This is a genomic window from Stenotrophomonas sp. YJH_SMC_4, assembly GCF_059371575.1.
Genome location: NZ_JCAFUR010000006.1, coordinates 133635 through 157684, shown reverse-complemented (window position 1 = coordinate 157684; position 24050 = coordinate 133635). Strand labels below are relative to the sequence as shown.

The 24050-nt window shown below is 65.4% G+C and carries 19 protein-coding genes; 11 read left to right on the top strand and 8 right to left on the bottom strand.

The annotated features are described in order from the left end of the window. Positions 1–11 precede the first annotated feature (11 nt). Positions 12–989 (bottom strand): DUF1852 domain-containing protein, encoded by a 978-nt coding sequence (locus AC5P9F_RS11875; RefSeq protein ID WP_111189754.1) that lies wholly within the window; start codon positions 987–989, stop codon positions 12–14. 56 nt (positions 990–1045) lie between these two features. Next, positions 1046–1633 (bottom strand): FMN reductase, encoded by a 588-nt coding sequence (gene msuE, locus AC5P9F_RS11870; protein ID WP_111189755.1) that lies wholly within the window; start codon positions 1631–1633, stop codon positions 1046–1048. Between the two features lie 75 nt (positions 1634–1708). Here msuE and AC5P9F_RS11865 point away from each other — a divergent pair, with 75 nt between their 5' ends. Together AC5P9F_RS11865 and AC5P9F_RS11860 are read left to right on the top strand one after the other, a co-directional pair. Further along, positions 1709–2623 (top strand): LysR family transcriptional regulator, encoded by a 915-nt coding sequence (locus AC5P9F_RS11865; RefSeq protein WP_012480320.1) that lies wholly within the window; start codon positions 1709–1711, stop codon positions 2621–2623. Further along, positions 2623–3492, top strand: coding sequence for a methylenetetrahydrofolate reductase (locus AC5P9F_RS11860; protein WP_012480319.1), 870 nt, complete (start codon positions 2623–2625; stop codon positions 3490–3492). Before AC5P9F_RS11865 ends, AC5P9F_RS11860 begins: the two co-directional genes overlap by 1 nt. Positions 3493–3884: 392 nt before the next feature. Here the strand turns inward: AC5P9F_RS11860 and AC5P9F_RS11855 are convergent, their stop codons facing one another. Next, complete coding sequence (locus tag AC5P9F_RS11855; RefSeq protein ID WP_012480318.1) at positions 3885–4130, bottom strand: hypothetical protein; 246 nt, start codon at positions 4128–4130, stop codon at positions 3885–3887. 170 nt (positions 4131–4300) lie between these two features. Between AC5P9F_RS11855 and AC5P9F_RS11850 the strand changes: the two genes are divergently transcribed. The 3 genes from AC5P9F_RS11850 to AC5P9F_RS11840 all read left to right on the top strand — a co-directional run bounded on the left by AC5P9F_RS11850 (position 4301) and on the right by AC5P9F_RS11840 (position 7884). After that, positions 4301–4732, top strand: coding sequence for a BLUF domain-containing protein (locus AC5P9F_RS11850; RefSeq protein ID WP_043033421.1), 432 nt, complete (start codon positions 4301–4303; stop codon positions 4730–4732). A gap of 191 nt (positions 4733–4923) precedes the next feature. Next, on the top strand, positions 4924–5142 hold the full coding sequence (locus AC5P9F_RS11845; RefSeq protein WP_180881204.1) for a hypothetical protein: 219 nt from the start codon (positions 4924–4926) through the stop codon (positions 5140–5142). Positions 5143–5235: 93 nt separating this feature from the next. Further along, entirely contained in the window at positions 5236–7884 is a 2649-nt protein-coding gene (locus AC5P9F_RS11840) for an excinuclease ABC subunit UvrA (protein WP_495231961.1), read from the top strand. A 65-nt stretch (positions 7885–7949) separates the two neighbouring features. On the opposite strand, the gene AC5P9F_RS11835 is transcribed toward AC5P9F_RS11840, so the two are convergent. Then, complete coding sequence (locus tag AC5P9F_RS11835) at positions 7950–8852, bottom strand: LysR family transcriptional regulator (protein WP_005409730.1); 903 nt, start codon at positions 8850–8852, stop codon at positions 7950–7952. Positions 8853–8961: 109 nt separating this feature from the next. On the opposite strand from AC5P9F_RS11835, the gene AC5P9F_RS11830 reads away from it, so the two are divergent. From AC5P9F_RS11830 to AC5P9F_RS11810, 5 genes are all read left to right on the top strand, one after another. Then, on the top strand, positions 8962–10083 hold the full coding sequence (locus AC5P9F_RS11830; protein ID WP_180881206.1) for a 4-oxalomesaconate tautomerase: 1122 nt from the start codon (positions 8962–8964) through the stop codon (positions 10081–10083). Positions 10084–10158: 75 nt separating this feature from the next. Continuing rightward, positions 10159–11217, top strand: coding sequence for an ABC transporter substrate-binding protein (locus tag AC5P9F_RS11825; RefSeq protein WP_180881207.1), 1059 nt, complete (start codon positions 10159–10161; stop codon positions 11215–11217). Between the two features lie 14 nt (positions 11218–11231). Beyond that, on the top strand, positions 11232–12065 hold the full coding sequence (locus AC5P9F_RS11820) for an ABC transporter ATP-binding protein (protein ID WP_005413494.1): 834 nt from the start codon (positions 11232–11234) through the stop codon (positions 12063–12065). Continuing rightward, positions 12049–12825 carry an ABC transporter permease gene (locus tag AC5P9F_RS11815; RefSeq protein ID WP_005409726.1) on the top strand — a complete coding sequence of 259 codons (777 nt, stop codon included), beginning with the start codon at positions 12049–12051 and terminating at the stop codon, positions 12823–12825. The genes AC5P9F_RS11820 and AC5P9F_RS11815 overlap by 17 nt, the downstream gene beginning before the upstream one ends. Before the next feature lie 134 nt (positions 12826–12959). After that, a complete protein-coding gene (locus AC5P9F_RS11810; RefSeq protein WP_180881208.1) occupies positions 12960–14399 on the top strand; it encodes an OprO/OprP family phosphate-selective porin in 1440 nt (479 codons plus the stop codon). A 25-nt stretch (positions 14400–14424) separates the two neighbouring features. On the opposite strand, the gene AC5P9F_RS11805 is transcribed toward AC5P9F_RS11810, so the two are convergent. Both AC5P9F_RS11805 and AC5P9F_RS11800 read right to left on the bottom strand, forming a co-directional pair. Then, entirely contained in the window at positions 14425–15702 is a 1278-nt protein-coding gene (locus AC5P9F_RS11805; RefSeq protein WP_425523239.1) for an arsenic transporter, read from the bottom strand. Positions 15703–15864: 162 nt separating this feature from the next. After that, positions 15865–18441, bottom strand: coding sequence for a glycoside hydrolase family 3 protein (locus AC5P9F_RS11800; RefSeq protein WP_180881210.1), 2577 nt, complete (start codon positions 18439–18441; stop codon positions 15865–15867). A gap of 216 nt (positions 18442–18657) precedes the next feature. On the opposite strand from AC5P9F_RS11800, the gene AC5P9F_RS11795 reads away from it, so the two are divergent. Further along, positions 18658–19704 (top strand): LacI family DNA-binding transcriptional regulator, encoded by a 1047-nt coding sequence (locus tag AC5P9F_RS11795; RefSeq protein WP_005409722.1) that lies wholly within the window; start codon positions 18658–18660, stop codon positions 19702–19704. 66 nt (positions 19705–19770) lie between these two features. On the opposite strand, the gene AC5P9F_RS11790 is transcribed toward AC5P9F_RS11795, so the two are convergent. Beyond that, entirely contained in the window at positions 19771–21279 is a 1509-nt protein-coding gene (locus tag AC5P9F_RS11790; protein WP_111108932.1) for an MFS transporter, read from the bottom strand. A 66-nt stretch (positions 21280–21345) separates the two neighbouring features. Continuing rightward, the gene (locus AC5P9F_RS11785; RefSeq protein ID WP_049404476.1) at positions 21346–24012 is read right to left on the bottom strand and encodes a TonB-dependent receptor; all 2667 of its coding nucleotides are present in this window, start codon (positions 24010–24012) and stop codon (positions 21346–21348) included. Positions 24013–24050 lie beyond the last annotated feature (38 nt).

Here is a 24050-nt window from a genome sequence, read left to right as displayed (position 1 = left end):
GAATCAATGAATCAGCGGGCAGCCCACTGCTCAAGCACGGCGCGGTACGGCTTGATGAAGTGTTCTTCGGTGAACCGGCCCTGCTTGACCGCCAGCTGGCTGCGCTCTTCGCGGTCGTAGACGATGCGGGTGGAGGAGTAATCCTGGTGCTTCAGGCTGGGCTGGTAGACCTTGCCCGCCACGGAGTTGGCGTTGTAGATCTCCGGGCGGTAGATCTTCTGGAAGGCCTCCATCGTGCTGATGGTGCCGATCAGCTCCAGGTTCGAGTAGTCGCCCAGCAGGTCGCCCTGGAAGTAGAACGCCAGCGGTGCGACGCTGCCCGGCGGCATGAAGTAGCGCACCTGCAGGCCCATCTTGTCGAAGTACTGGTCAGTGGGAGAGAACTCGCCCTGGCGGTATTCCACGCCCAGGATCGGGTGGTGGTTCTCGGTGCGGTGGTAGGTCTTGCTGCTGGATACGCTGATGCAGATTACCGGCCCCTTGCTGAAGTTGGCGCGGTAGGTCTCGGACTCCAGGAAATGCTTGAACAACTTGCCATGCAGGTCGCCAAAGCCCTCCGGAATGCCAAAGGTGGCCTTCCCTTCGTTGCTGGCCGGCAGCACCACGCTGAAATCGTAGTCGCGCACGTAGGACGAGAAATTGTTGCCGACGATGCCTTCGATACGCGCGCCGGTGCGGGTGTCGACGATGGTCGGGCGCAGCACCTCGATCAGCGGGAACGGATCGCCGCCATCGCTGTTGCCGATGTGCATCTCCACCGAGATGATGTCCAGCTCGACCGCGTAGCGATCCGCGCTGGGGTTGTCCCAGTGCGCCAGATCGTTGAAGCGGTTGTTGATCATGCTGATCGTGTTGCGCAGGTTTTCCTGGCGGGACGCGCCGCGGGCCAGGTTGGCGAAATTGGTGGTGATGCGCGTCCCGTCGGCAGGCTGGTAATCCTCGTTGAAGGGGATCTGCGTGATGCTGAAGGTGAAGGTGTCGGTCGTCATGGGTGGCGTTCCGTAGTGCGGGGTGACATCCGGATGCGGGCGAGGGCATCCGGCATTCAAAGTGCTGCGGCCGCTTCCAGGTCGGCGGCGCGCTGGCGAGGCAGGTCCAGCAGCGGCATGGCCCGCCGCACCGCCAGCCGTGCGCGCTCGACCAGGGCGTCGTTGTGCACGCGACCGTCGGCGAAATCCCGGTCGGTGGCGTAGACGCCCAGCGGCAGGGTGCGCGCCTGGAAGAAGCTGAAGAGCGGGCGCAGCTGATGGTCGATCACCAGCGAGTGGCGCTCGCTGCCGCCGGTCGCGGCCAGCAGGATGGGGGTGTCGACCAGTGCGTCCTGGTGGACGAAGTCGAAGAAATGCTTGAACAGCCCTGTGTACGAGCCGCGATAGACCGGCGTGCTCACCACCAGCACATCGGCCTGCTCGACGGTGGTCAACTGGCGTTCCACGGTGTCGGGCAACTGCGAACGCCAGAGCGCACCGGCCAGCTGCGGGGCCAGTTCGCCCAGTTCGACCAGGTGCTGCTCGCTGTGGATGTCCTCGCCGATCAGGCCCATCAGATGCTCGGCCAGGGTGGCGGCCTTGGAGGGGCGCTGCAATCCGCCGGACACGGCGACGATTCGAAGGGGGCGGGCAGGTGAAAGCATGACCCGATGCTAGCCATGCCCTTCCATGACGTAAAATGGTATTACTTCACCTATCCATGAGCAGGATTCATCGTCATGCTGGAGCGGATCCACCTCAGCATCGTGCAGCAGGTCGAGCAGCAGGGCTCGCTTACCGCGGCCGCCGGCGTACTGAACCTGACCCAGTCGGCCCTGAGCCACAGCATGAAGAAGCTGGAACAGCAGCTGGGCACTGATGTATGGCTGCGCGAAGGCCGCAGCCTGCGCCTGACCCAGGCCGGGCAATACCTGCTGGCCGTCGCCAACCGCGTGCTGCCGCAGCTGGATCTGGCCGAGGAGCGGTTGGGCCAGTTCGCACAGGGCGAGCGCGGCGCGCTGCGCATCGGCATGGAATGCCATCCCTGCTACCAGTGGCTGCTGAAGATCGTCTCGCCGTACCTGGCCGCGTGGCCGGATGTGGATGTGGACGTCAAGCAGAAGTTCCAGTTCGGCGGCATCGGCGCGCTGTTCGGCTACGAGATCGATCTGCTGGTTACCCCCGATCCACTGCTCAAGCCAGGCCTCAAGTTCATTCCCGTGTTCGACTACGAGCAGGTGCTGGTGGTGGCCAGCAACCACGCCCTGGCCAAGGTGGATTACGTGAAGCCGCGCCAGCTCGGCCAGGAAGTGCTGATCAGCTATCCGGTGCCGTTCGAGCGCCTGGACATCTACAACCAGTTCCTGCTGCCGGCCGGCATTACGCCGCGACGGCACAAGGCCATTGAAACCACCGACATCATGATGCAGATGGTGGCCAGCGGTCGTGGCGTGGCCGCCATGCCGCGCTGGCTGGTGGAAGAGTACGCCACCCGCATGGACGTGGTGCCGGTGCGCCTCGGTGCGAAGGGCATTCCCAAGCAGATCTATCTGGGTGCGCGCGAAGCCGATACCAGCATCGACTACCTGCAGGCCTTCATCGAACTGGCGCGGAACAGTTCGCCCCTGGCCAGCAATGCAGGCGTGGGCGCGTGATGTCCGCGCCTACGTCGCTGCGGGTGCAGGCCTTCCTTGATGCTTTTTCGCTGGAGGTGAGCGCCAGGGCCATGCCGGCGCTGGGTGCCGAAGCCACCCGCATTCCGCGTGGCACCACGATCTCCATTCCCTGGCTGGCCAGCGAGGACGACGACGCACGCCTGGCAGCGGCGCGCAGGGTGCGTGAACTGGGCTTCGAGCCGATGCCGCATCTCTCGGCGCGGCGCATCGGGTCGCGTGCGGTGCTTGAGCGCTTCCTGCAGCGTGCCGCCAACGAGGCAGGTGTCGCCCAGTGCTTGGTGATCGCCGGCGACCTGGCCACGCCCGCCGGACCGTTTGCTGACAGCGCTTCGATCATCGAGAGCGGCCTTCTGGAGAGGGCCGGTATCAAGGTCGTCGCCATCGGCGGTCACCCCGATGGCCATCCGGTCCTGGGCAGTGACGCGTGCTGGCAGGTACTGGAACACAAGTGCCAGTCCATCGAAGCGCGCGGCATGGCGCCAATGATCATCACGCAGTTCGCCTTCGATGCCGACATCGTCCTGGCCTGGTTGCACGCGCTGCGCGCCCGTGGCATCCACGTTCCGGTGCTCGTTGGCGTGCCGGGCCCGGCAAGCATCGCGCGGTTGGTACGCTACGCCGCAATGTGCGGGGTGGGGGCCAGTGCATTGATGCTGTCCCGGTATGGCATCTCGATCGGCCGGTTGCTGGGCAGCGCGGGCCCGGAGGTGTTCGTGGACCGTCTGGCGGGCGGTTTGACTGATGCCCACGGGTTGGTCAGCCCGCACTTCTTTCCGTTCGGTGGAATTGCCCAGTCGTTGGACTGGATCAACCAGCATCGGGCGCTGCCATCGGTTGCCCGCCGCTGACAGGCCATCAATCGTGCCTGCCGGGCAGCGCATGACCCGGTGCCGCCCCGCTCAGCCCCGGCGGTGGCGTATCCCTGACGGGGTACTGATCAGGCCCGCATTGCTGATGGCCTGGCGCGTACCGCACGCCCGGCACGCAAGCACGGTTCCTCCTCGCACATGCTCCATTTCCTGCTCGCCCCAGACGCTGGTTGCGCCGCAGGCCGTGCAGGTGGCTTCGATCTGCAGGGCACGGGCCAGGTCGCCCTCCGCGCCTGGCGTGTAGGTGAGGTCCCTGATCTTGAATAGGCCGGTATGACTCATTGGAACGCCGTTGTGGGTGCACTACGGGAAGATGCGAGGCGAAGGTGTCGACAGGGTTGGCACAGTGTCGAGAAACGGCGCGCTTCAGCTCATGCATCACTACGCAGCACGAACTCCTCCAGCCGCGCCCGGCTGACGGACTGGTGGTTGCCACAGCCTGGGCAACTGAGCGAAGCAGCGCCGTTGAGATCGACGAGGCCATGATCAGGAATGGCGCGGAACTGCCTTGAACACTTCAGGCAGGAACAATCGATCCGGGTGACCTGCAGCAGGGTGCCATCCTCACGCGCCACTCCTTCGACGCTGTTTACATAGAACTGTCCGATGTCGCGCATGAAGATGAATAAAGCCCTGAACGTATGGGGGCCTTCATCATGCCGCCTGTCGCGCTGCTAGGCGCGAACCGTATTCTGAAGAATTAAGAATACGCATCACGGCCCGGACTTGCGCCGGGTGCTAGAGTGTGAATAGGTGCCGACGTGGCCCTGCATTCAAGGCGAAGTCCATGCCCATCCGGGCCGTTGTATACGCAAGCCAGGCCGTTGAAGGCCTTTCGATTGACCGCCTGGAAGCACTCGTCACCGATGCCGCGAGGTTCAACAAGCTTGCAGGGGTGACAGGCGTGCTGCTGCATGACGGCACGCGATTCGTGCAGTACTTCGAAGGGCCGGAAGATGGGGTGGCCAGCGTTTACGAGCGGGTGCTGCAATCGACCAGCCACACGGATGTGGTGGAGCTGGCCCGGGGACGTGTCTCTACCCGGCAGTTCCCCTATTGGTCGATGCACCAGCTTCCTGCCGACCAGCTTCTGGTCGGCAGGCTTGCCAGGGCCGACTGGTCACGCTTCAAGAGAAGCCAGCCCGAGGAGATTGCGGGTTCTGCGTGGGGTATCGATGTGCTGGCCGCCGCGGTTGAGCCCTACGTGCACGCCGCTTAGTTTGCGGTTCGGCGGCCGCTCCCTTGGGATGTGCAGCGACATGAAGGCTTTCATCACGCTCATCGCCGCATTTGCTGCGGGCCCGGCGCTTGCCGATGCCCCGCTGCTGCCGCCGGAGAGGTTCACGGCATGCTCCCCCCGCGCGGAATCTCTGTACCGATTCGGATCCAGCCGTCAATTCAACGCGGGTAATGCCACAGGAATCGGGCCAGGATGCCTGGCTGATGCCCGGATGGCATCGCGGGTTGTTCCCGTCGGACGATGGGGAGCCGGTCGTGGTCGGCTACGAAGGCATGAACCTGGTTCCGGCTGACGTGACGTTGAGTGAGCCGGTGCTGCATTTCTACAATCGCGGCCGCCTGGTTCGCACCGTTGCGCTCGATCAGTCGTATCGGCGCACCATGGTGTGACCGCGCCGTCACCCGCATTCACCCCGCAGCAGCGAAAATGCACCATCGGGCGCGCCCCTACGCGCGCCGCTCACTGCCCGCAGGATCGCGAAGATGTCCAATCCCCCCTTTGGTGAATCGTCATGTGCCGCCGCTGCCAGCGGTTGCGTCGAGGTGCGCGGCGCGCGCGAGCACAACCTCAGGAATGTCGACGTCTCCATCCCGCGCAACGCATTGGTGGTGTTTTCCGGTGTTTCGGGCTCCGGCAAGTCATCGCTGGCGTTCGGCACGATCTTCGCGGAGGCGCAGCGGCGCTACTTTGAGTCGGTTGCGCCGTATGCACGGCGCCTGATCGACCAGGCCGGCGTGCCCGATGTGGACGCCATCGACGGGTTGCCGCCGGCAGTGGCCCTGCAACAGCAGCGCGGCGCCAGCAACGCGCGCTCATCGGTGGGCAGCGTCACTACGCTGTCCAGCCTGGTGCGCATGATGTATTCGCGTGCAGGTGCATACCCGGCCAACCAGCCGATGCTTTACGCCGAGGACTTTTCGCCCAATACCCCGCAGGGCGCCTGCAGCACCTGTCACGGGCTGGGGCACGTCTACGAGGTGACGGAAGCCTTGATGGTGCCGGATCCGTCGCTGAGCATCCGCGAGCGCGCCATCGCCTCCTGGCCGCCGGCCTGGCATGGCCAGAACCTGCGCGACATCCTGGTCACGCTCGGCTACGACATCGACGTACCGTGGAAGAAGCTGCCGAAGAAGGATCGGGAGTGGATCCTGTTCACGGAAGAAACGCCCACCGTGCCGGTCTATGCAGGCTTCACGCCTGCCGAGACCCGGGCTGCGCTCAAGCGAAAGCTCGAGCCGAGCTACATGGGTACATACACCGGCGCGCGTCGCTATGTGCTGCATACCTTCGCCAACACCCAGAGCGCGCTGATGCGCAAACGGGTTTCCCGCTACATGGAAGGCAAGCTGTGCCCGGCCTGCCACGGAAAGCGCCTGAAGCCGGAAGCGCTCTCGGTCACCTTCGCGGGCGTGGATATCGGTGAGTTCATGCGGTTGCCCCTGGATCAACTGGCGGATCTGCTGGAGCCCATCGCGGAAGGTGATTTCGGCGCACACAGCAAGGGTGCACCTATCAGCAGGCATGCGACACCCCGCGATCGTGCCCGGCGCGCCGCGAGTGGCCGCGCGACGCACGAGGGCGCCCCCGACGTGCGCCTGACCTCGGCCCTGTTCGAAGAGAAGCGGCTGGCCGCACAGCGGCTGGCGGGCGGGGTCATGGGGCGGGTACGGCAACTGCGCGAGCTTGGCCTGGGCTATCTCTCGCTGGACCGCGCCACGCCCACGCTGTCCGCCGGCGAACTGCAGCGCCTGCGGCTGGCCACGCAGCTCAGCTCGTTGCTGTTTGGTGTGCTGTACGTGCTCGACGAGCCTTCGGCCGGACTGCATCCCGCCGACAGCCAGGCGCTGTACGACGCGTTGGACCGGCTGCGTGATGGTGGCAACTCGGTGTTCGTGGTCGAGCACGATCTGGAGCTGATGCGCCGCGCGCAGTGGCTGGTGGATGTGGGCCCGGAGGCCGGTGAGCGGGGCGGGCGCGTGCTCTACAGCGGCGAGCCCGATGGCCTGCGCCAGGTGCAGGAGTCGCGCACGGCACTGTATCTGTTCGACCAGGTACCCGCGCCCACCCGGCGGCAGCGCACCGCCACCCACTGGCTGGAACTGCAGGGCATCCATCGCCACAACCTGCAGGGAGTGGACGCGCAGGTGCCGCTGGGATTGCTGACGGCAGTGACCGGCATTTCCGGCTCGGGCAAGTCCAGCCTGGTGGCTCAGGCGCTGCCAGAGCTGATGCTGCTGCATCTGGGGCATGAACCTGCGGACGATGGCGCCGAGGCCTCGCCGACCGACGGGCCTACCGTAATCGAAACGACGCGAGGCCAGTTGGCCGGTGATGTGGACGCCATCCAGCGGGTCGTGCAGGTCGACCAGAAGCCGATCGGCCGCACGCCACGCTCCAACCTGGCCACCTATACCGGGCTGTTCGATCACGTGCGCAAACTGTTCGCGGCGACGCCCGCCGCACGTCGTCGTCGCTTCGATGCGGGTCGTTTCTCGTTCAACGTAGCCAAGGGCCGATGCGAAACCTGCGAAGGCGAGGGTTTCGTGAGTGTCGAACTGCTGTTCATGCCCAGCGTCTATGCCCCATGCCCCACCTGCCACGGCGCCCGCTACAACGAGGCCACGCTGAAGGTGCTATGGAATGACCGCAACATCGCCGAGGTCCTGCAGATGACCGTGGACCAGGCGCATGCATTCTTCATGGCGGAAGAGGTGATTGCCCGGCCGTTGCAGCTGCTGCAGGACATCGGCCTGGGTTACCTGAGGCTGGGCCAGCCGGCCACGGAGCTTTCAGGCGGCGAGGCCCAGCGCATCAAGCTGGCCACTGAACTGCAGCGCAGCCAGCGCGGGCGCACGCTTTACGTGCTGGACGAACCCACCACCGGCCTGCACGCGTCGGATGCGGACAGGCTGCTGGTTCAGCTGCAGCGGCTGGTCGACGCAGGAAATACGGTGGTGATGATCGAGCATGACATGCGGGCGGTCGCCCAGGCGGACTGGGTGATTGACGTCGGGCCGGGCGCAGGCAGCGCGGGTGGCACCATCGTGGCGAAGGGAACGCCGCAACAGGTGGCCCGCGCGCGGGGAAGCAGGACAGCGCCTTTCCTTGCGCGCGAGCTGGCTCCTCTGTAGGGCCGAGCCATGCCCGGCCATCACCCTCGGCCAGATCCGGGGGCGGCCTGTCCAGCAAACGATGCTCAGGTCTCCCCGCGCCACTGGCTCATCAACATCTGCAGAAAGCGTTCCGCAGTAGGCGAGAGCAGGGCGCCCCGGCGACGGACGATCCCGATCGTGCGCGACACCACGGGGTTACCAATCGTGCGCGTCACCAGGGTCGGATGATCCCCGTCCGGCGTGGCCATTTTCGGCAGGACCGACACGCCGATGCCGGCCTCGACCATGCCCAGTGACGTCGACAGGTGGGTCACTTCGTAGTGCCAGCTCAGCTTGAGGTTCTCGCGCGCCAGGGCACCATCCAGCAGCGTGCGGTTGCCGCTGGTGCGATGCACGGTGATCAGCTGGTGCTCGGCCAGATCGGCCCATTCAACCTTGCGCTTGCGGGCCAGCGGATGATCGCGTCGGCAGGCCAGCACGAAGGGATCTTCGGCCAGCACGTCGAAATCGAGATTCGGATCGTTGGCGCCCATGAAGTTGATGCCGAACTCGACTTCGCCACGCTCTACCGCCTGCAGGCCTTCGGTGGCCGGGATATCCAGGATCCGGAAGCGCACGTTGGGATGCGCTTCGTGGAAACGCGCCATCACGCTGGGCAGGAAGTAGAACGCCGCCGTGGGCAGGCAGGCGATGGTGACGGTAGCGCCCCGCGTATCGTCCCGGCCCCGCAGTGAGAACAGTGATCCATCGAATTCCTCCAGCATGCGACGCACCAGCGGCAGCAGGTTCTCGCCGACGGCGGTGGTGCTGACGCTGCGCGTGGTGCGCTCCAGCAGTGGCGAACCCACAGCCTGCTCCAGCTTCTGTATCCGTCGGCTGAGTGCCGGCTGGGAGACGTGCAGGATCTCCGCGGCGCGGTGGAAGCTGCGCGTCTCCGACACCAGAAGGAATGCGCGTAGATCCAGGATTTCGCAATTGATGCTCATTGGGTATCAATCATCAAAAAATCAGCAATTCACAGATCAATTGGGGCCATGCCAGTATCGAATCACAGAGGGGTCATTCATCCCCTATACGCATCAATCTAGCACACGTATGTCCAACGATCTGCTCAGCATTCCCTGCGTACTCATGCGCGGTGGTACATCCAAGGGCCCGTTCTTCCTGGCCAGCGATCTTCCGGCGGACATTGCTGAACGCGATCGCCTGCTGGTGGAAGTAATGGGGTCGGGCCATCCGCTGCAGATCGATGGCATCGGTGGCGGCAACGCGCTGACCAGCAAGGTGGCCATCATCGACCGATCCAGCCGGGCAGACGCCGACGTGGACTATCTGTTCGCCCAGGTACGGGTGGAGCAGCAGGTGGTGGACACGTCCCCCAACTGCGGCAACATGCTGGCGGCGGTGGGCCCGTATGCCATCGAGCGGGGGCTGGTGCAGGCTCAGGATCCGCAGACCGAGGTGCGCATCCACAACGTCAACACCGGCAAGCTGATCATCGCCACGGTGGAAACGCCGGGTGGCCATGTGGTCTACCGCGGTGATACGCGCATTGCCGGCGCACCGGGCTCGGCCGCGCCGGTCAGGCTTTCCTTCCTTGATGCCGCAGGCGCCCGCACCGGCAAGCTGCTGCCCAGCGGCCACGCCCGGGAAACCATCGATGGCGTGCCGGTCAGCCTGGTGGACTGCGCCATGCCGATGATGCTGGTGCGTGCCGAAGACCTGGGCGTGCACGGTGATGCCTCGCCCGCCGGACTGAACGCGGATGCCGCGTTCATGCGCCGGCTGGAAGCGCTGCGCATCGAGGCGGGCGCCCGCATGGGCATCGCCGACGCCGGCAACAAGGTCATTCCCAAGCCGGTGCTGCTGTCGGCGCCGCAACACGGCGGCGATCTGCAGGTGCGTTACTTCATGCCGCACCAATGCCACACCGCACTGGCGATCACCGGTGCGGTCGGCCTGGCTACCGCCGCCGTCACGCCGGGCACGCTGGCCCACACTTTGGTCGGGTGCCTGTCCGTTCCCGGCAGCATTACCCTCGAACATCCGAGCGGGGACCTGCAGGTGGGCCTCAGTCGCAGCTCGGATGACGCACCGGTGATTGCCAGCGTGGTCCGCACCGCACGCCGACTGTTCGAAGGTCGCGTGTTTGCGACAACGCCAGCGCCTGCCATGGCCAGTTCCACCCAAGCCCGCCAATGGACGTCAGCGGCATGATCTGAACCCGGCAGGGCCGGCGCAGACGCGCATGCCTGCCATTACAACGTAGATGCTTCACTCCTGGGAGGGATGATGTACAAGCAGTTATTCATGGCCGCGCTGTGCGCGGCCGGCCTGGCCGCGGCCGGTTGCAGCAACAGCGGGCGCGCGGAAGGCGCATCCACCGGCACCGGTGACGATGCACCCGTGCGCATCAGCGTCGGCTCCTACAACCTCAACAACCTTCCGTTCTTCATTGCCGATGCCAAGGGCTACTTCAAGGACGTCGGCCTGGACGTAAAAACCGAGAACTTCGCCCAGGGTGGCTCGAAGGTGCTGCAGGCCCTGGTGGCGAATTCCACCGACGTGGCGGTCGGTTTCTACGACCACACCATCCAGATGCAGGCCAAGGGCAAGGATGTGGTCGCCTTCGTGCTGCTTTCGCGCAATTCGGGCCTGGTGATGGCCGGCCGCGAGGATGCCACCTTCGATCCGGCCCGCCCGGACACCATCAAGGGCCAGAAGGTCGGCATCACCGCACCGGGCTCCTCGTCGGATTTCTTCGTCCGTCACTTCCTCGCCCAGCACGATATTCCGGCTGACAGCATCTCGCTGATCGGCGTCGGCTCGGGCGCCGCAGCGGTCGCGGCGCTGGAGCAGGGCAAGATCGACCTGCTGGTCAATTATGATCCCGCCGCCACCCTGATTACCGAACGCAAGGTCGGCAAGATCATCCTCGACGCGCGCAGCGACGAAGGCGCCCGCCAGGTCTATGGCGGGCTGTACCCGACCTCGGTGATGTATGCCAACCAGAGCTTCCTGGACAAGCGCCCCGAAGCGGCCGAGAAGATCGCCCGTGCCGAGCAGATGGCGTTGAAGTTCATCGCCGACAACAGTGCCCAGGAGATCGTTGCCGCGCTGCCGGACAGCTATGTCTCCGGCGACCGCGCCACCTATGCCCGCGCGGTGGAGAACGCCCGCGCGATATTCACCCGCGATGGACGCTTCACCCCGGCCGACCTGGAGACGCCGTTGAAGGTGCTGCGTGAGTTCAATACGGATGTGGCCAAGGCCAACATCGATCTGTCCAGGACCTACACCAATGCCTTCGTCGAGCGTGCCAACGCTGCGGCGCCGGCTGCCCAACCGTAAGCGGAGGTAACCCCATGGCCCTCAATGCCACCGTGCGCCAACTCAACGGCGCACCGCAGCTGGAGCCTGCACAGACCATGGTCGCCATCAACAAGGTGACCATGTCCTTCGGCGAGTTCACCGCCGTTCGCGATGTCGACATCCAGGTAGGTGACGGCGAGTTCCTCGCCATCGTTGGGCCCACCGGGTGCGGCAAGAGCACCATCCTCAATTCCGTGGCGGGCCTGCTGAAGCCATCCTCGGGCGACGTGGCGATCGATGGCCGCACGGTCAGCGGCGTGCAGGAGTCGGTCGGCTACCTGTTCCAGCAGGACGCCCTGCTGCCGTGGAAGACAGCTTTCCAGAACGTCGAGCTGGGCCTGCGCTTCCGCGGCGTGCCCGAAGCCGAACGCAAGGCCAAAGCCAACGCGTGGCTGGCCAAGGTCGGCCTGGCCGGTTTCGAGCATCGCTATCCGCACCAGTTGTCCGGTGGCCAGCGCAAGCGTGTGCAGATGGCGCAGGCGCTGATCGTCGAGCCGAAGGTGATCCTGATGGACGAGCCGTTCTCGGCGCTGGACATCCACACCCGCCACCTGATGCAGAACGAGCTGCTGCGCCTGTGGCAGGAGGATCGCCGCTCGGTGATCCTGATTACCCATGACCTGGAAGAAGCAATCGCGCTGGGTGACCGCGTGGTGGTGCTGTCCTCCGGCCCGGCGAGCCGCGTGGTGCGCAGTTTCGACGTGGATCTGGAACGGCCGCGCAACGTGGCCGAGATCAAGCTGGATGACCGTTTCACCGACCTGTACCGCGACATCTGGGCCTGCCTGCGCGGCGAAGTGGAGAAGAGCTATGCACGCCAAGACTGACAAATTCATCCAGCTCGCGCTGGTGGTCGCCGTGTTCGGCGGCTGGGAAGGCGGTATCGCGCTGGGCGTGATCGATCCGTTCTTCTTCCCTTCGCCGACGGCCATCGTGCAGCAGGCCTGGACCTGGTTGTCCGATACCTCGTTCTACCAGCATGTCTACATCACCCTTACTGAAACCGCGCTGGGCTACATCATCGGCACCGGCCTGGGCGTGGCTGGCGGTGTCTGGCTGGGCCTGAGCCGCCGTTCGGCGCGCATCCTCGATCCCTTCATCAAAGGCTTCAACGCGATTCCGCGCGTAGTGCTGGCGCCGATTTTCGTGTTGTGGCTGGGGCTGGGCCTGTGGTCGAAGGTGGCGCTGGCGGTCACGCTGGTGTTCTTCACCACGTTCTTCAACGCCATGCAGGGCGTGCGCGAGGTGAACCCGGTGGTGCTGGCCAATGCCCGCATCCTGGGCGCAAGCCGCAGCGACCTGCTGCGCCATGTCTACTTCCCGGCAGCGGCCAGCTGGATCCTGTCCTCGCTGCGCACCTCGGTCGGCTTTGCCGTGGTCGGCGCGATCATCGGCGAGTACCTCGGCGCTTCGGCGGGCCTGGGTTACCTGATCGCGCAGGCCGAGGGCAACTTCAATGCCGTGGGTGTGTTCGCCGGCATCATCATCCTGGCCGCCTTCGTGCTGGTCATCGACGCCCTGCTGGACGTGGTCGAGAACAAGCTGATCACCTGGCGTCCCAACGCCCAGGCACAGGCCACCAGCTGACCGGGCCGGGCTGAGCCCGCCTGCCGCGCCGCCGGTCCGATCCGGCGGCGCGAGCTTCCTCCCCCGATCTTCCCCCGCACCACCGCAACAGGCCAGCGCCGGGCCAGGGGGCCGGCTGGCCGGAGAGAGAGTCCATGAACCCTTCCACCGTGCTGCCGCTGGCAGCGCTGCCGGTCGCGCTCGGCCTGCTGTTGGCCAGTGGCCACGCCGACGCCCAGTCTGTTTCATCCCCGCCCGCGCCATTGAGCCAGGCCGAGCTGTCACGCCTGGTGCAGCAGCAGGCGCTGCAGATCCAGCAATTGGAAGCGCGCCTCCGCGCCGTCGAGGGCGGGCAGGGCACCGCGGCCGCACTATCCGCGCCGCCCGCGCCCGCACCCGCGCTGGAAACGCGGGTGGCCGCACTGGAATCCGGCCAGTCCAGGCAGCCCAAGGTCTCCTGGGCCAAGGGCGCACCCGAGTTCAGCAGCGCCGACGGCACGACGGTGTTCCGTCCCCGCGGCCGCCTGTTCGTCGATGCCTCCAGTACGGACGGTTCGGCGGTCGGTGATCGCAACGTTTCGGGCACCGAGGTCCGTTCGGTGCGCCTGGGGGCCGAGGGACGCTACGGCACACTGGGCTGGGTGGTGGAGGGTGACTTCGCCGACAACGCGGTGGCCTGGAAGTCGGTCTACGCCACGCTGGACCACACCCTGTTCGGCCTGCCCGCCGATCTCACGATCGGCAACCGCTTGAACGATCGCGGTATCGATGGCTCCAGCAGCACCTCCAACACGCCGTTCCAGGAACGCAACGTGGTCGGCACGTTGATGCTGCCGCAGCGCGGCCTGTTCGGTGTCGGGCTGACCGAGCGGGTGTACGGAAAGGGCTGGCACGCCAGCCTGTCTGTGGCCGGCAACGATCTCAACAACGCCGGCACCGACAACGACAGCCAGACCTGGGCCACGCGCGTGCACTGGAATCCACTGGACACTGCTGGTGCCACGTTGCATCTGGGCGCATGGGCGTTCCACGAGAAGATTCCCGCCGGGGCCAGCGGCGTGGTGCGCAGTTCGGCCATCGCGGGGCATTTCAACGATCTGGTCAGGATCACGCCGGGCACGCTGCTGGGCGCCGAGCGCAGCACCGCCTACGGTGCCGAACTGGCCGGCTTCTTCGGCCCGGCGTGGGCAACGGGCGAGTGGGGTACGCGAAGCCTGCGCGGGGCCGATGCCGGCGGTCGCTACGATCGCGACCACGCGGCGTGGGCGATTTCTGCCGGCTGGTTCCTGGCGGGGGCGCTGCCGTCGTACTCGGGCAAGGCCGGTACCTGGGGGAAGGTGAAGGTCGCCGATCCGGTGACGCGCGGCGGCGGCGGTGCCTGGGAGCTGAAGGGCCGCTATGAAGACGTGGACTATGCCGAGCTGCCCAGTGGCGGTACCGGTAACGCGTGGACCCTGGGCGCGAACTGGTACCTCAACGATTTCAGTCGCGTGATGTTCGAAGCCGTGCGCTGGCAGACCCGTCACCGCAGCGGCAGTGCAATGGGCAGGGATGAAGGCACCACCTTCAATACCCGCCTGCAGCTGGTCTTCTAGGGCAGGGGCGCCGCCTGCACTCTGGTCACAGCAGCAACAACGCTGCGATGAGTGCAGGTGGCATCACCAGCGCGCCGACGCGCAGGAAGTCGAGCGCGCTGACATGCTCGCCTTCGCGACGCAACGCCATCAGCCACAGCATCGTGGCCAACGAGCCGGTCACCGACAGGTTCGGGCCCAGATCCACGCCGACCAGCAATGCGGCACGGGTCTGCGCCGGCAGGTCGGCCATCTGCCCCAACGAACCAGCCGCCAGGCCGACCGGCAGATTGTTGGCCACATTGCTCAGCAGTGCAGCGGCGCCGCCGGCCAGCCAGCTGGCGTGGTGCGGCGACGTTTTCGCCAGCGCCTGCAGCGCGCTGGCCGCAGTCTGGATGACACCGGTCTGCGCCACCGCTTCCACCAGCACGAACAGCCCAGCCACCAGCGGCAGCACCCCCCAGGATACGTGGCGCAGCAGCGGCAGCGGGCTGCGTCGCTGGCGGATCGCCACCGCCACCACGCTCAGCGTGCCCGCGCAGAAGGTGGTCAGGCCCAGCGGCCCGTTCAAGGCGGACGTAACCAGCAGCACCGTGCCGGTGAACAGTACGCCCAGTGCGCTCAGGCGCCCACCCTCGGTCAACGGGCGATGCGCCGGCGCGGCCACCAGCGGCTGGGCGATCTCGCGCCGATGCACCCAGCGCAGGACCAGATAGGTGGCACCGATCGCCGCCGCCGACGGCAGCGCGAACTGCGCCAGCCACCGCAGCAGCGGCGGCATGTGCTGGCCGTACACCACGAGATTGGCCGGGTTGGAGATGGGCAACACGAAGCTGGCCGCGTTGGCGATGAAGGCACAGACGAACAGGTAGGGCAGGGGATTGGCCCGGGCCGCCTTGCAGGCCGCGTAGACCGCCGGCGTCAGCACCACGGCTGTCGCATCATTGGAAAGAAACACCGTTACCAGCGTGCCGACCAGGAACACCAGGTCGAACAGGCGTCGCCCGGATCCGCCCGCGTGCCGCACCGCGTACAACGCCAGCCAGTCGAACAGCCCTTCGCGGCGTGCGAGCTCGGCCAGCACCATCATGCCGACCAGGAACAGGTAGACATCGCGGCCCTCGGCGACTGCGTGCCAGGTAGTGCCGAACGACACAGTGCCGCTGAGCGGAAGCAGCGCGGCCGCACCGAGCGCCCACACATACTCCGGAATGCGGAACGGACGGAACAGCAGGCCGACAGTGGCAACGGCCACCGCCATCCAGATGATGAGGGAAGAATGGGAAGCGAGCATGGGGTAGGGGGCGTGCGCGGTGCCGTCCATCGACCGCGTCGCCGGTTCTCCGGCGCATGTGATCGGCGTGCAGGCGCCCGCTGCGATCAGTGCAAGTGCCGGGGTTGCGGCATCATACCGTGCCGGCTGCCCAGCAAAGGCCCTGACGCGGCACGTTACGTGACGGCCGCACCAGGGCATTCAACACCGCGCCTACTGCGACGCACACTCCACCTTGCGATCGAACTCGGTGCCCAGTACGACCGAGGTGATCGCAAGCGTTGTGCCCTTTCCGGCGCGCAGCGCAAACGGCACGTTCAAGCGGCTCATGTCCGCCCCGGCCTTGGCCAGGCACTTGAGGGGAACGCCCAGCCTGACCCACTCATTGCGCGGCGCCACCGACAGCGCAGGGCCCAGCGCAACCTCGGCAGCACAGGCCGCCCCGCAGGCGGTACCGAGTGTCACTGCGGCTTCTGCCGGGAGCTGTTCGACACGCACGGTTGCTACCACGGACAGCTCGCCGTTGGTCTCGCGCGACCAGTCCAGCGGAGTATTGGCCTGCAACGCCACCGTGGCCGGCGCCCGGAAACTGAACCGGCGTGCGCCCTCCTGCACATCGGTGTTGATTGCGACCATCGCCAGTGACTGGTCGGCAGTCGTTGCATTGGGATGCACGACATCGGTCGATTCGCCATTGGCGGCAGTCAGGCGAAGCATCAGCCCAGTGCCGGCCACACCACGATCGAACAGAGTACCGCTACCGGCGGCGTCCGGATCAATGCCCGGGTCCTCGGAAAGCGCAGGCAGATTTCCCTTGTCGGCATAGGTCAGGCCGTATCCGAAGGCGAACTGCGGGTCGTAGTCCTTCTGCCCCACGTTGTTCTGGTACTGGTTGGCGCGGCGTGGCCAGGAGTAGCTCAGCTTTCCGCGGAAGTCGTGTTGCACGCGCCCATCGGCCCCACGCAGCAGCACATCGGCCACGCCCCCACCTTCCGATCCCGGCAGCCACGCGGCCAAGAAGGCATCGGCTGCGTTGATTTCGCGGTTCAGCCACAACGGGCGCCCGCTCAGGAACACCCCCACGACCGGAATGCCGTCTGCCTTCAGGCGTCGCATCAGCTCCAGGTCTCCGGACTTGCCGTTCTTGAACATCAGGTTGGGCAAGTCGCCCTGGAACTCGGCATACGGATCTTCGCCGAACACCACGATGGCCACATCGGGCCGGCTGCGATAACGGCCATCGACCGCCAGTTCGGCCTGGCCGCCGCCCGACCTGACCTGTGCCTCCAGGCCTTCCCAGATCGTTTCAGCATTCGGGAAGTCCTCCCGACGCGTGCCATCGCCCTGCCAGCTGAGCGTCCAGCCGCCCGCCTGACGGCTCATGTCGTTCGCGGCATCGCCCGCAACCAGCACCCGTTGTTTCGGCGGGAGTGGCAGCAGCTGGTTCTGGTTCTTGAGCAGCACCAGCGATTCACGCACGGCCTGCCGCGCCACCTGGCGATGCGCCGGCGCCCCGAGCAGCTCGAATCTGCCGCCCAATGCGCGCTCGGACGGCTTGGGTTTGTCGAACAGGCCCATGCGCATCTTCGCCCGCAGAATGCGGCGGACGGCATCGTCCAGCCGCGCCTCCGGCAGGCTGCCGTCCTTCACGTGGGCCAGCGTGCTTTCATACATCCCCTTCCAGCTGTCCGGTGCCATCGCCATGTCCAGGCCCGCCACGTAGGTCCTGGCGCAGTCGGTGTTGCTGCAGCCCTTGATCTGGCCATGGCCGTTCCAGTCACCGACCACGAAGCCGCCGAAGCCCATCCGGCCCTTCAGCACATCGGTCAACAACGGCTTGTGCCCATGCATCTTCTCGCCATGGAAGCTGTTGAAGGACGCCATCACCGACTGCGCGCCCGCATTGATCGCCGGCAGGTATCCGGCGGCATGGATGTCGCGCAGTTCTGCCTCGCTGACCGTGGTGTTGCCCTGGTCCTTGCCGTTGCCCGTGCCGCCATCGCCGAGAAAATGCTTGACCGTGGTCATCACGTGGTGGTCGTCGAGGAAGTCAGCAGCCCCCGCCTTGCCCTGCAGGCCTTCGACGAATGCCCCTGCATAGCTGGCCACCAATGCCGGATCTTCCGAGTAGCCTTCGTACGTGCGCCCCCAGCGGTCGTCCTGCGGAACGGCCACGGTCGGCGCGAAGGTCCATTCCATGCCGGTCACACGGGTTTCGGCAGCGGTGATCCTTGCGATCTCGCGCAGCAGTTCCGGGTTGCGCGCTGCGCCCAGGCCGATGTTGTGCGGGAACAGAGTGGCACCCACCACATTGCTCTGGCCATGCATCGCATCAATGCCCCAGACGATGGGAATGGCCTTGCCACCGTTGCGCGTGTCCATCGAGGCTTCCCAGAACGCGTCGGCCAGCGCAAGCCATTCGGCGGCTTTTGCGTTGTAGCGGCCACCTGGGTCGGATGCGCCGCCCGCCAGTATTGAACCCAATCGATATCTGCGCACGTCGTCGGGCGTGATGCTGGCGATATCGCCCTGCACGATCTGGCCGACCTTTTCTTCCAGCGTCATTGATGCGATCAGCGCGTCGATGCGTCGTTCCATGGCCGGATCGTTGGCCAGCGGCCAGGTTGCCTTGGGCCAGTGCGCGGGAGTGATGGTACCTGCGTCGTTCACCGGGGCAGGGGCCGCACCGGTCGCAGGCACCAGCGCCATGGCAAGCGATGCAGCCAGCAGCAGGCGGTGTGGACGTAGAACGGGGTTGCGCTTCGCACGATCGGAATGACGGACGTTCATCGGAACAATCATCTCGGAAGGGTGGCTTGGATGGGCTCGGCGACCAGAAAGCAACCTGACAGCGTTGTCAGTCGAAGTCGAGCATACCCAGCCCGTGGAACGAATGCTTGCTGCACAGCGGCATGGGTTTTGAGGATAAAGTTGCATCTGCATCCACATCCCGTGGTGCAGGATTTCGGTAGAGATGGTGAGGCTATGACGGGCAGAGGGCGGGGGATGCCGGGACCTGAGCAGGTGCTCGCAGGCAGGCCGGGACGCGTGCGGATCGAGGATGTCGCGGCAACGGCCGGGGTCTCGATGAAGACCGTCTCGCGGGTGCTCAACAACGAGCCGAACGTCTCCAAGAGCACCCGGGCCCGGGTGGACGCGGCAGTGGAAAAGCTGCGTTACCGTCCCTTGCCCTCTGCACGGGTCCTCGCCGGCCGGCGTTCCTACCTGATCGCGATGCTCTTCGATAATCCGTCCTCGAACTATCTGATGGAGATCGAGATGGGGGTGCTGGATGCCTGCATGGAACAGCACTACAACCTGATGCTCGCTCCGCTGATCTACGACGCGGCCGATATCGTGGAAAAGGTCGAGTCATTGATCATGCAGTCGCAGCTCGACGGCGTGGTGCTGACGCCGCCCCTGACCGACGACACGGCCCTGCTGGAACGCCTGGTCGACCTGGGCATTCCGTACTCCAGCATTTCGGCGAAGGAACAGAACCGGAACGTGGGCGTCGTCGTGGATGAAATCGGCGCGGTGGTGGCGCTGATCGCACACCTGGCCTCGCTGGGCCATACCCGCATCGCCCATATCAAGGGACACGCCGCGCATGGCGCAAGCATGTGGCGCTTGGCAGGCTATCGCGAAGGCCTGCGCAGGGCAGGCCTGCGCTACGACCCCAGCCTGGTGCTGGAAGGTGAGTTCTCATACGAATCCGGCTACATCGGCGCCAACGCACTGCTTGATCGGCCTGATCGGCCGACTGCCATCTTCGCTGCCAACGACGATATGGCGGCCGGGGTCATCTGCGCGGTGTTCGAGCACGGCCTTTCGGTGCCGGGCGACATCTCTGTCTGTGGTTTCGATGACACGCCGATCGCCCGCCAGATCTATCCGGCGTTGACCACGGTCTGCCAGCCCACCCGAGAGATGGGCCGGCGGGCGGCCATGGAGCTGATCAAGGAAGTGCGCGAGCTCGGCAGCGGTGGCGTGGTCGATATTGACTACGCCCTGCAGGTCCGGCGATCCACGGGGCCGGTCCGTCACGATTGAACGCGGTCCAACGGCCTGCCGGCGCGATCGGGACGCCGCGCTGGCAGGGCAGGGGCGCGGTTCAGCTCAGTGGCCCGCTTCGGTTGCCAATCGCTCCAGATCAACACCCTGGCGACGAAGTGTACGGCCGGCCGCCCAGGCGTAGAACGCCAGATAACAGAAACACAGCACGCCAATGATGAAGCTGTAGTGCACGCCGACCTTGTCGGCAAGCGCACCCTGCGCCCAGCTGACGATGCCGCCGCCCATGATCATCATGATCAGCAGGCTGCTTGCCTGGTTGGTATGGCGGCCCAGGCCGCTGATGGCCAGGGTAAAGATGCAGGGCCACATCGTGCTGCAGAACAGCCCGACACTGATGAAGGCGATCACACTGGTCATGCCGGTGGTGAACATGCCGACCAGCTGCGCCGCAATGCCACACACGGCAAAGTACAGCAGCATGCGCGACGGATTGCCCCTGCTGGCCAGGGTGGCAATGATCATCAGGACGATCACCGGCGCGTAGTGCAGGAACTGTGCGGAGTTGTGGCCAGAGATCGCGTTGACGGCAAGGTAGATGGCGAACGCGACGAACGGCAACACCAGCATCAACAGCTTCCGGGTGCCTGCGCGCACATCGAACGCGCCTGCGGCACCACCCCAGCGGCCGATCATCAGGCTGGCCCAGTACAGCGACACGAACGGGGCGATCACCGAGGTTTCCAGCCCCAGTCCACCCTTGCTCAAGGGCTGCTCAAGGTAGGCTGGAAGATTGTCGATGGTCGATACCTCCACGCCGACGTAAAGGAAGATCGCGATCATGCCCATGACCAGCTGCGGGTAAGCGAGCGCAGATCTGCGATCTGTCTGGTGATCTGCCCCGGTTGCACCTGCGGGGACCGTCGCGGACAGCTCGACATGATTGGGCACGCTCGAGAGCCGCAGCAGCACGGCTACCAGTACGAAGGCGGCGCCCAGCACCAGGTATGGGATCTTTACGCTCTCGATGCTCGCCTCTGTGTTGCCCGCTGACACGCTGCCAAAGATGGCAATGCTCACCAGCAGTGGGCCTACCGTCGCGCCCAGGTTGTTGACACCGCCGGCCATGGTCAGGCGCTGCGATCCAGTGGCCGGATCACCCATGATCACCGCCAGCGTATTGGCTGCGATCTGCTGGAGCGAGAAGCCCAGGCCAACGATGAACAGGCCGGACAGCATCAGTGCAAACGAGCCGGTGTTGGCCGCGGGATAGAAGAGCAGGGCACCCAGTGCCGAGACCAGCAGGCCAAGGCAGATGCCGTTGCGGTAGCCCACCCTGTGCAGCAGGTCGCTGCCGATGGCGCGGGAGACGGCGATGTAGATCAGCGAACCGGCGGTGTAGGCAACGTAGAAAGCCATCGCCACGTACATGCTCTGCGCCTGGCTGAGATGGAACGCCTTCTTGAACACCGGAATGAGGATGCCGTTGCTTGCGGCAACGAAGCCCCAGAAGAAGAAGACGGTGATGAGTACACCGAACTGCGACCAGCGGGTTGTGTGTTTCATGATTCTCGTGTCATCGCGGGCAGGGCGACGCCCCGTGCGTTGTCGCACAGGGCGGGACGTGGTGATTGCGCACGGAGGGCCGGCGAAACCGGCCCTCCTTCAAGGCTGCGTTGCTCAGAACTGGTAACGCAGGCGCAGGCCGTAGCTGCGCGGATCGTTCAGGAAGCGGACGTTGATGCCGGAACCCACCAGGGCCTTCTGCGAGACGTCGTTGCCCAGCAGATTGTTGCCCCAGGCTTCCACCCGCCAGTTGCCGCTCAGTGAGGTGAAGCCAATGCCCGCGTTCAAGGTGGTCTCGCCCTTCTGGCGGTCAGGGAAGCCGGCCGCAGCGGCACTTTCGGTACGGTCATGGACCAGCTCACCAGTGGCCGGATCCTGTCGGATGAACTCTACGTCCCGGTTGTTGTACTGGGTGAGATAGAAGGCCGAGCGGTACGAGGCCAGCAACTGCCAGTCGAAGGTGCCAAAGCGCAGCTCGGTCGTATGCTGCAGGCGCACGTTGAAGGTGAGCTTCGAGGCCAGAGGCAGTTCATTGCCGGACAGGTCGATCAACGAAGTGGCGCCACCGGCGTCGTAGTTCTGGCTGCGGACATCGGCGACGGTGCCGCGCTTGATCTCACTGTCCATCCAGAGTGCATTGATGTTGACCATGAAGTTGTGCGGGAGTCGCAAGGTGCTTTCCGCCTCCAGGCCGTACACAGCGGACTTGCCGACGTTGCGGTTGACCAGCGCATAGCCGGTGGCTTCACCGGTGGTCGGGTTGGTGGCGATCACCGCCAGGTCCTGGAACACCTGGTCGCTGTAGTCGTAATAGAACCCGCTGACGTTGAAGGTCGAGGTGCGACCCAGCATCTGGAAGGAGTTCTTGCTGCCGATTTCGTAGGCAATGATCGATTCGGGCTTGAAGGTCTCGGGAATCTCCTTCGGATCAAACGTGTCGTTGAAGCCGCCCGCCTTGTGGCCGGTCGACACCAGGCCGTACAGCAGGCTGTCGTCGCTCACGTCGTACTCGAAACCCGCGCGCCAGTCGGTAAAGCTGAACTTGCTCTTGCCGAACTGCTGGGCCGGAATCGCGCTGACCTGGGCCCAGCTCTGGTACGGGCAATCGACGGTATCGCCACCGATGTCGGGACGGTCCACGCAGCCGAATGGGCCGCCATCGGGCACCGCGCCGATCTGCTGCAGCAAGGTGTCGTTGCGACCGTGTCGCAGCACGCCCTGCAGCAGGAAGCGGGCCATCTCCGCCTGCGAGGTGATGTTGCTGACATCAAAGTTCGGACGGCTCATGAACGCGGGCTCGAAGCCGGGCGTGCCGAGGCGAGTGGCAAAGTCCCCGCCTTGGCCAGGCAGGCCCAGCGACCAGTTGCCGCCGATGCCGTAACGCGACTTCTTCTCCTCGGAGTAGCGCAGGCCGCCCTTCAGGCGCAGGCGATCGTTGACGTCGAACGTGCCATCGGCGAAAACGGCGGAAGACTTGCCATTGACCTTGGGCATGGTGAATTCAGTGCCCGAATACCAGCGCCCTTTGTCCACCAGCGAAAGGTAGCCCACCCGCTGGTCCTCGTTGAAGTGGAACAGGCCGGTGGTCCAGCGCAGCCGCTCGTCCTGGTCGGACGTGAACCGCAGCTCATGTACCTGCGACTCCGACTCGGTCAGCCAGTACTGGGTGGAGTAGTTGTCGTAATCGATGCCACCCGGGTTGCTGGGCGATACCGGATCGATGTTGCGGCCCGGCCAGAGGATGCCTTCGCTCTGCGCATTGGTCTGGCGGTAGTCCACGTTGCGGTAGCTGCCGTTGTACTCCACCGCCACCTTGCCGAAGTCGTAGGAAATGCTGGTCTGCGCCCCCCAGTTGGTGCTGTCGAGCTTGCCCTGCGCGCCACGGTAGATGATCTTCCGCAGGTCGACATCGTCGGGCAGGTAGCCGGCCCTGGCGGCGGTGTAGACGTTGGCGCCGGGATAGCCCGTGCCGCCTTCCTTGCCGATGTCGGCCATGGCGAAGATCGACAGCTTGTCATCCGGCTGGTAGAGGAACGACAGTCGAGCGCCCCGGTCGTCCTGCACGCCAGCCGGTTCCAGGTCCTGCGCGCGCCCCGCATTCTTGAACGGAGAGTCCTTCTCCACCTTGTAGCCAGCCACGCGGAAGGCCGCGCCACCACCGATCGGGAGATTCAGGGCGAACTCGCCACCGCGATGGTCACGATTGCCGGCCTCGGCCTGAACATACCCACCGAACGCTTCCAGGTCGGGGCGCTTGGTGATGATGTTCAGCGTGCCGGCCAGCGCATTGCGGCCGCGCAGCGTGCCCTGCGGGCCCTTGTTGATTTCCACCCGCTCGACATCGTAGAACATGCCGCCCAGACCGCGCGGTCGTGCAATGTAGGCCCCGTTGATGTGGGGCGCGGCGCCCGGATCACCCAGTTCGGTGTTGTTCGAAGAGCCCACGCCGCGGATGAAGATCTCCAGGTTGCCTTCCTGGTTGGCCATGCTCATGCCCGGCACCAGGGCCTGGATGTTGCGCAGCTCATTGTTGATGCCCAGCGCACGCGTATCGTCCGCGGAAATTGCCTGGGCAGTACCTGCATATTTCTGCAGGTCCTGTTCCCGGCGTTCGACAGTGACGATGACGGCGTCCAGGGTTGAGGCCTCCCGTGCCTCGCTGGTGGCGGTCGAGCTGCTTTCCTTGGCTGATTGCGCTGCGACGGGCAGCGCTGCAGTGGCGGTGACGATGGTGGCAAGTACTGCCTGTGCGAGTGTGCTCTTCCTGAAATGGCCGGTCATAGGGTCCCTCTCTCCCCATAAGTGATGTCTGGACGTTC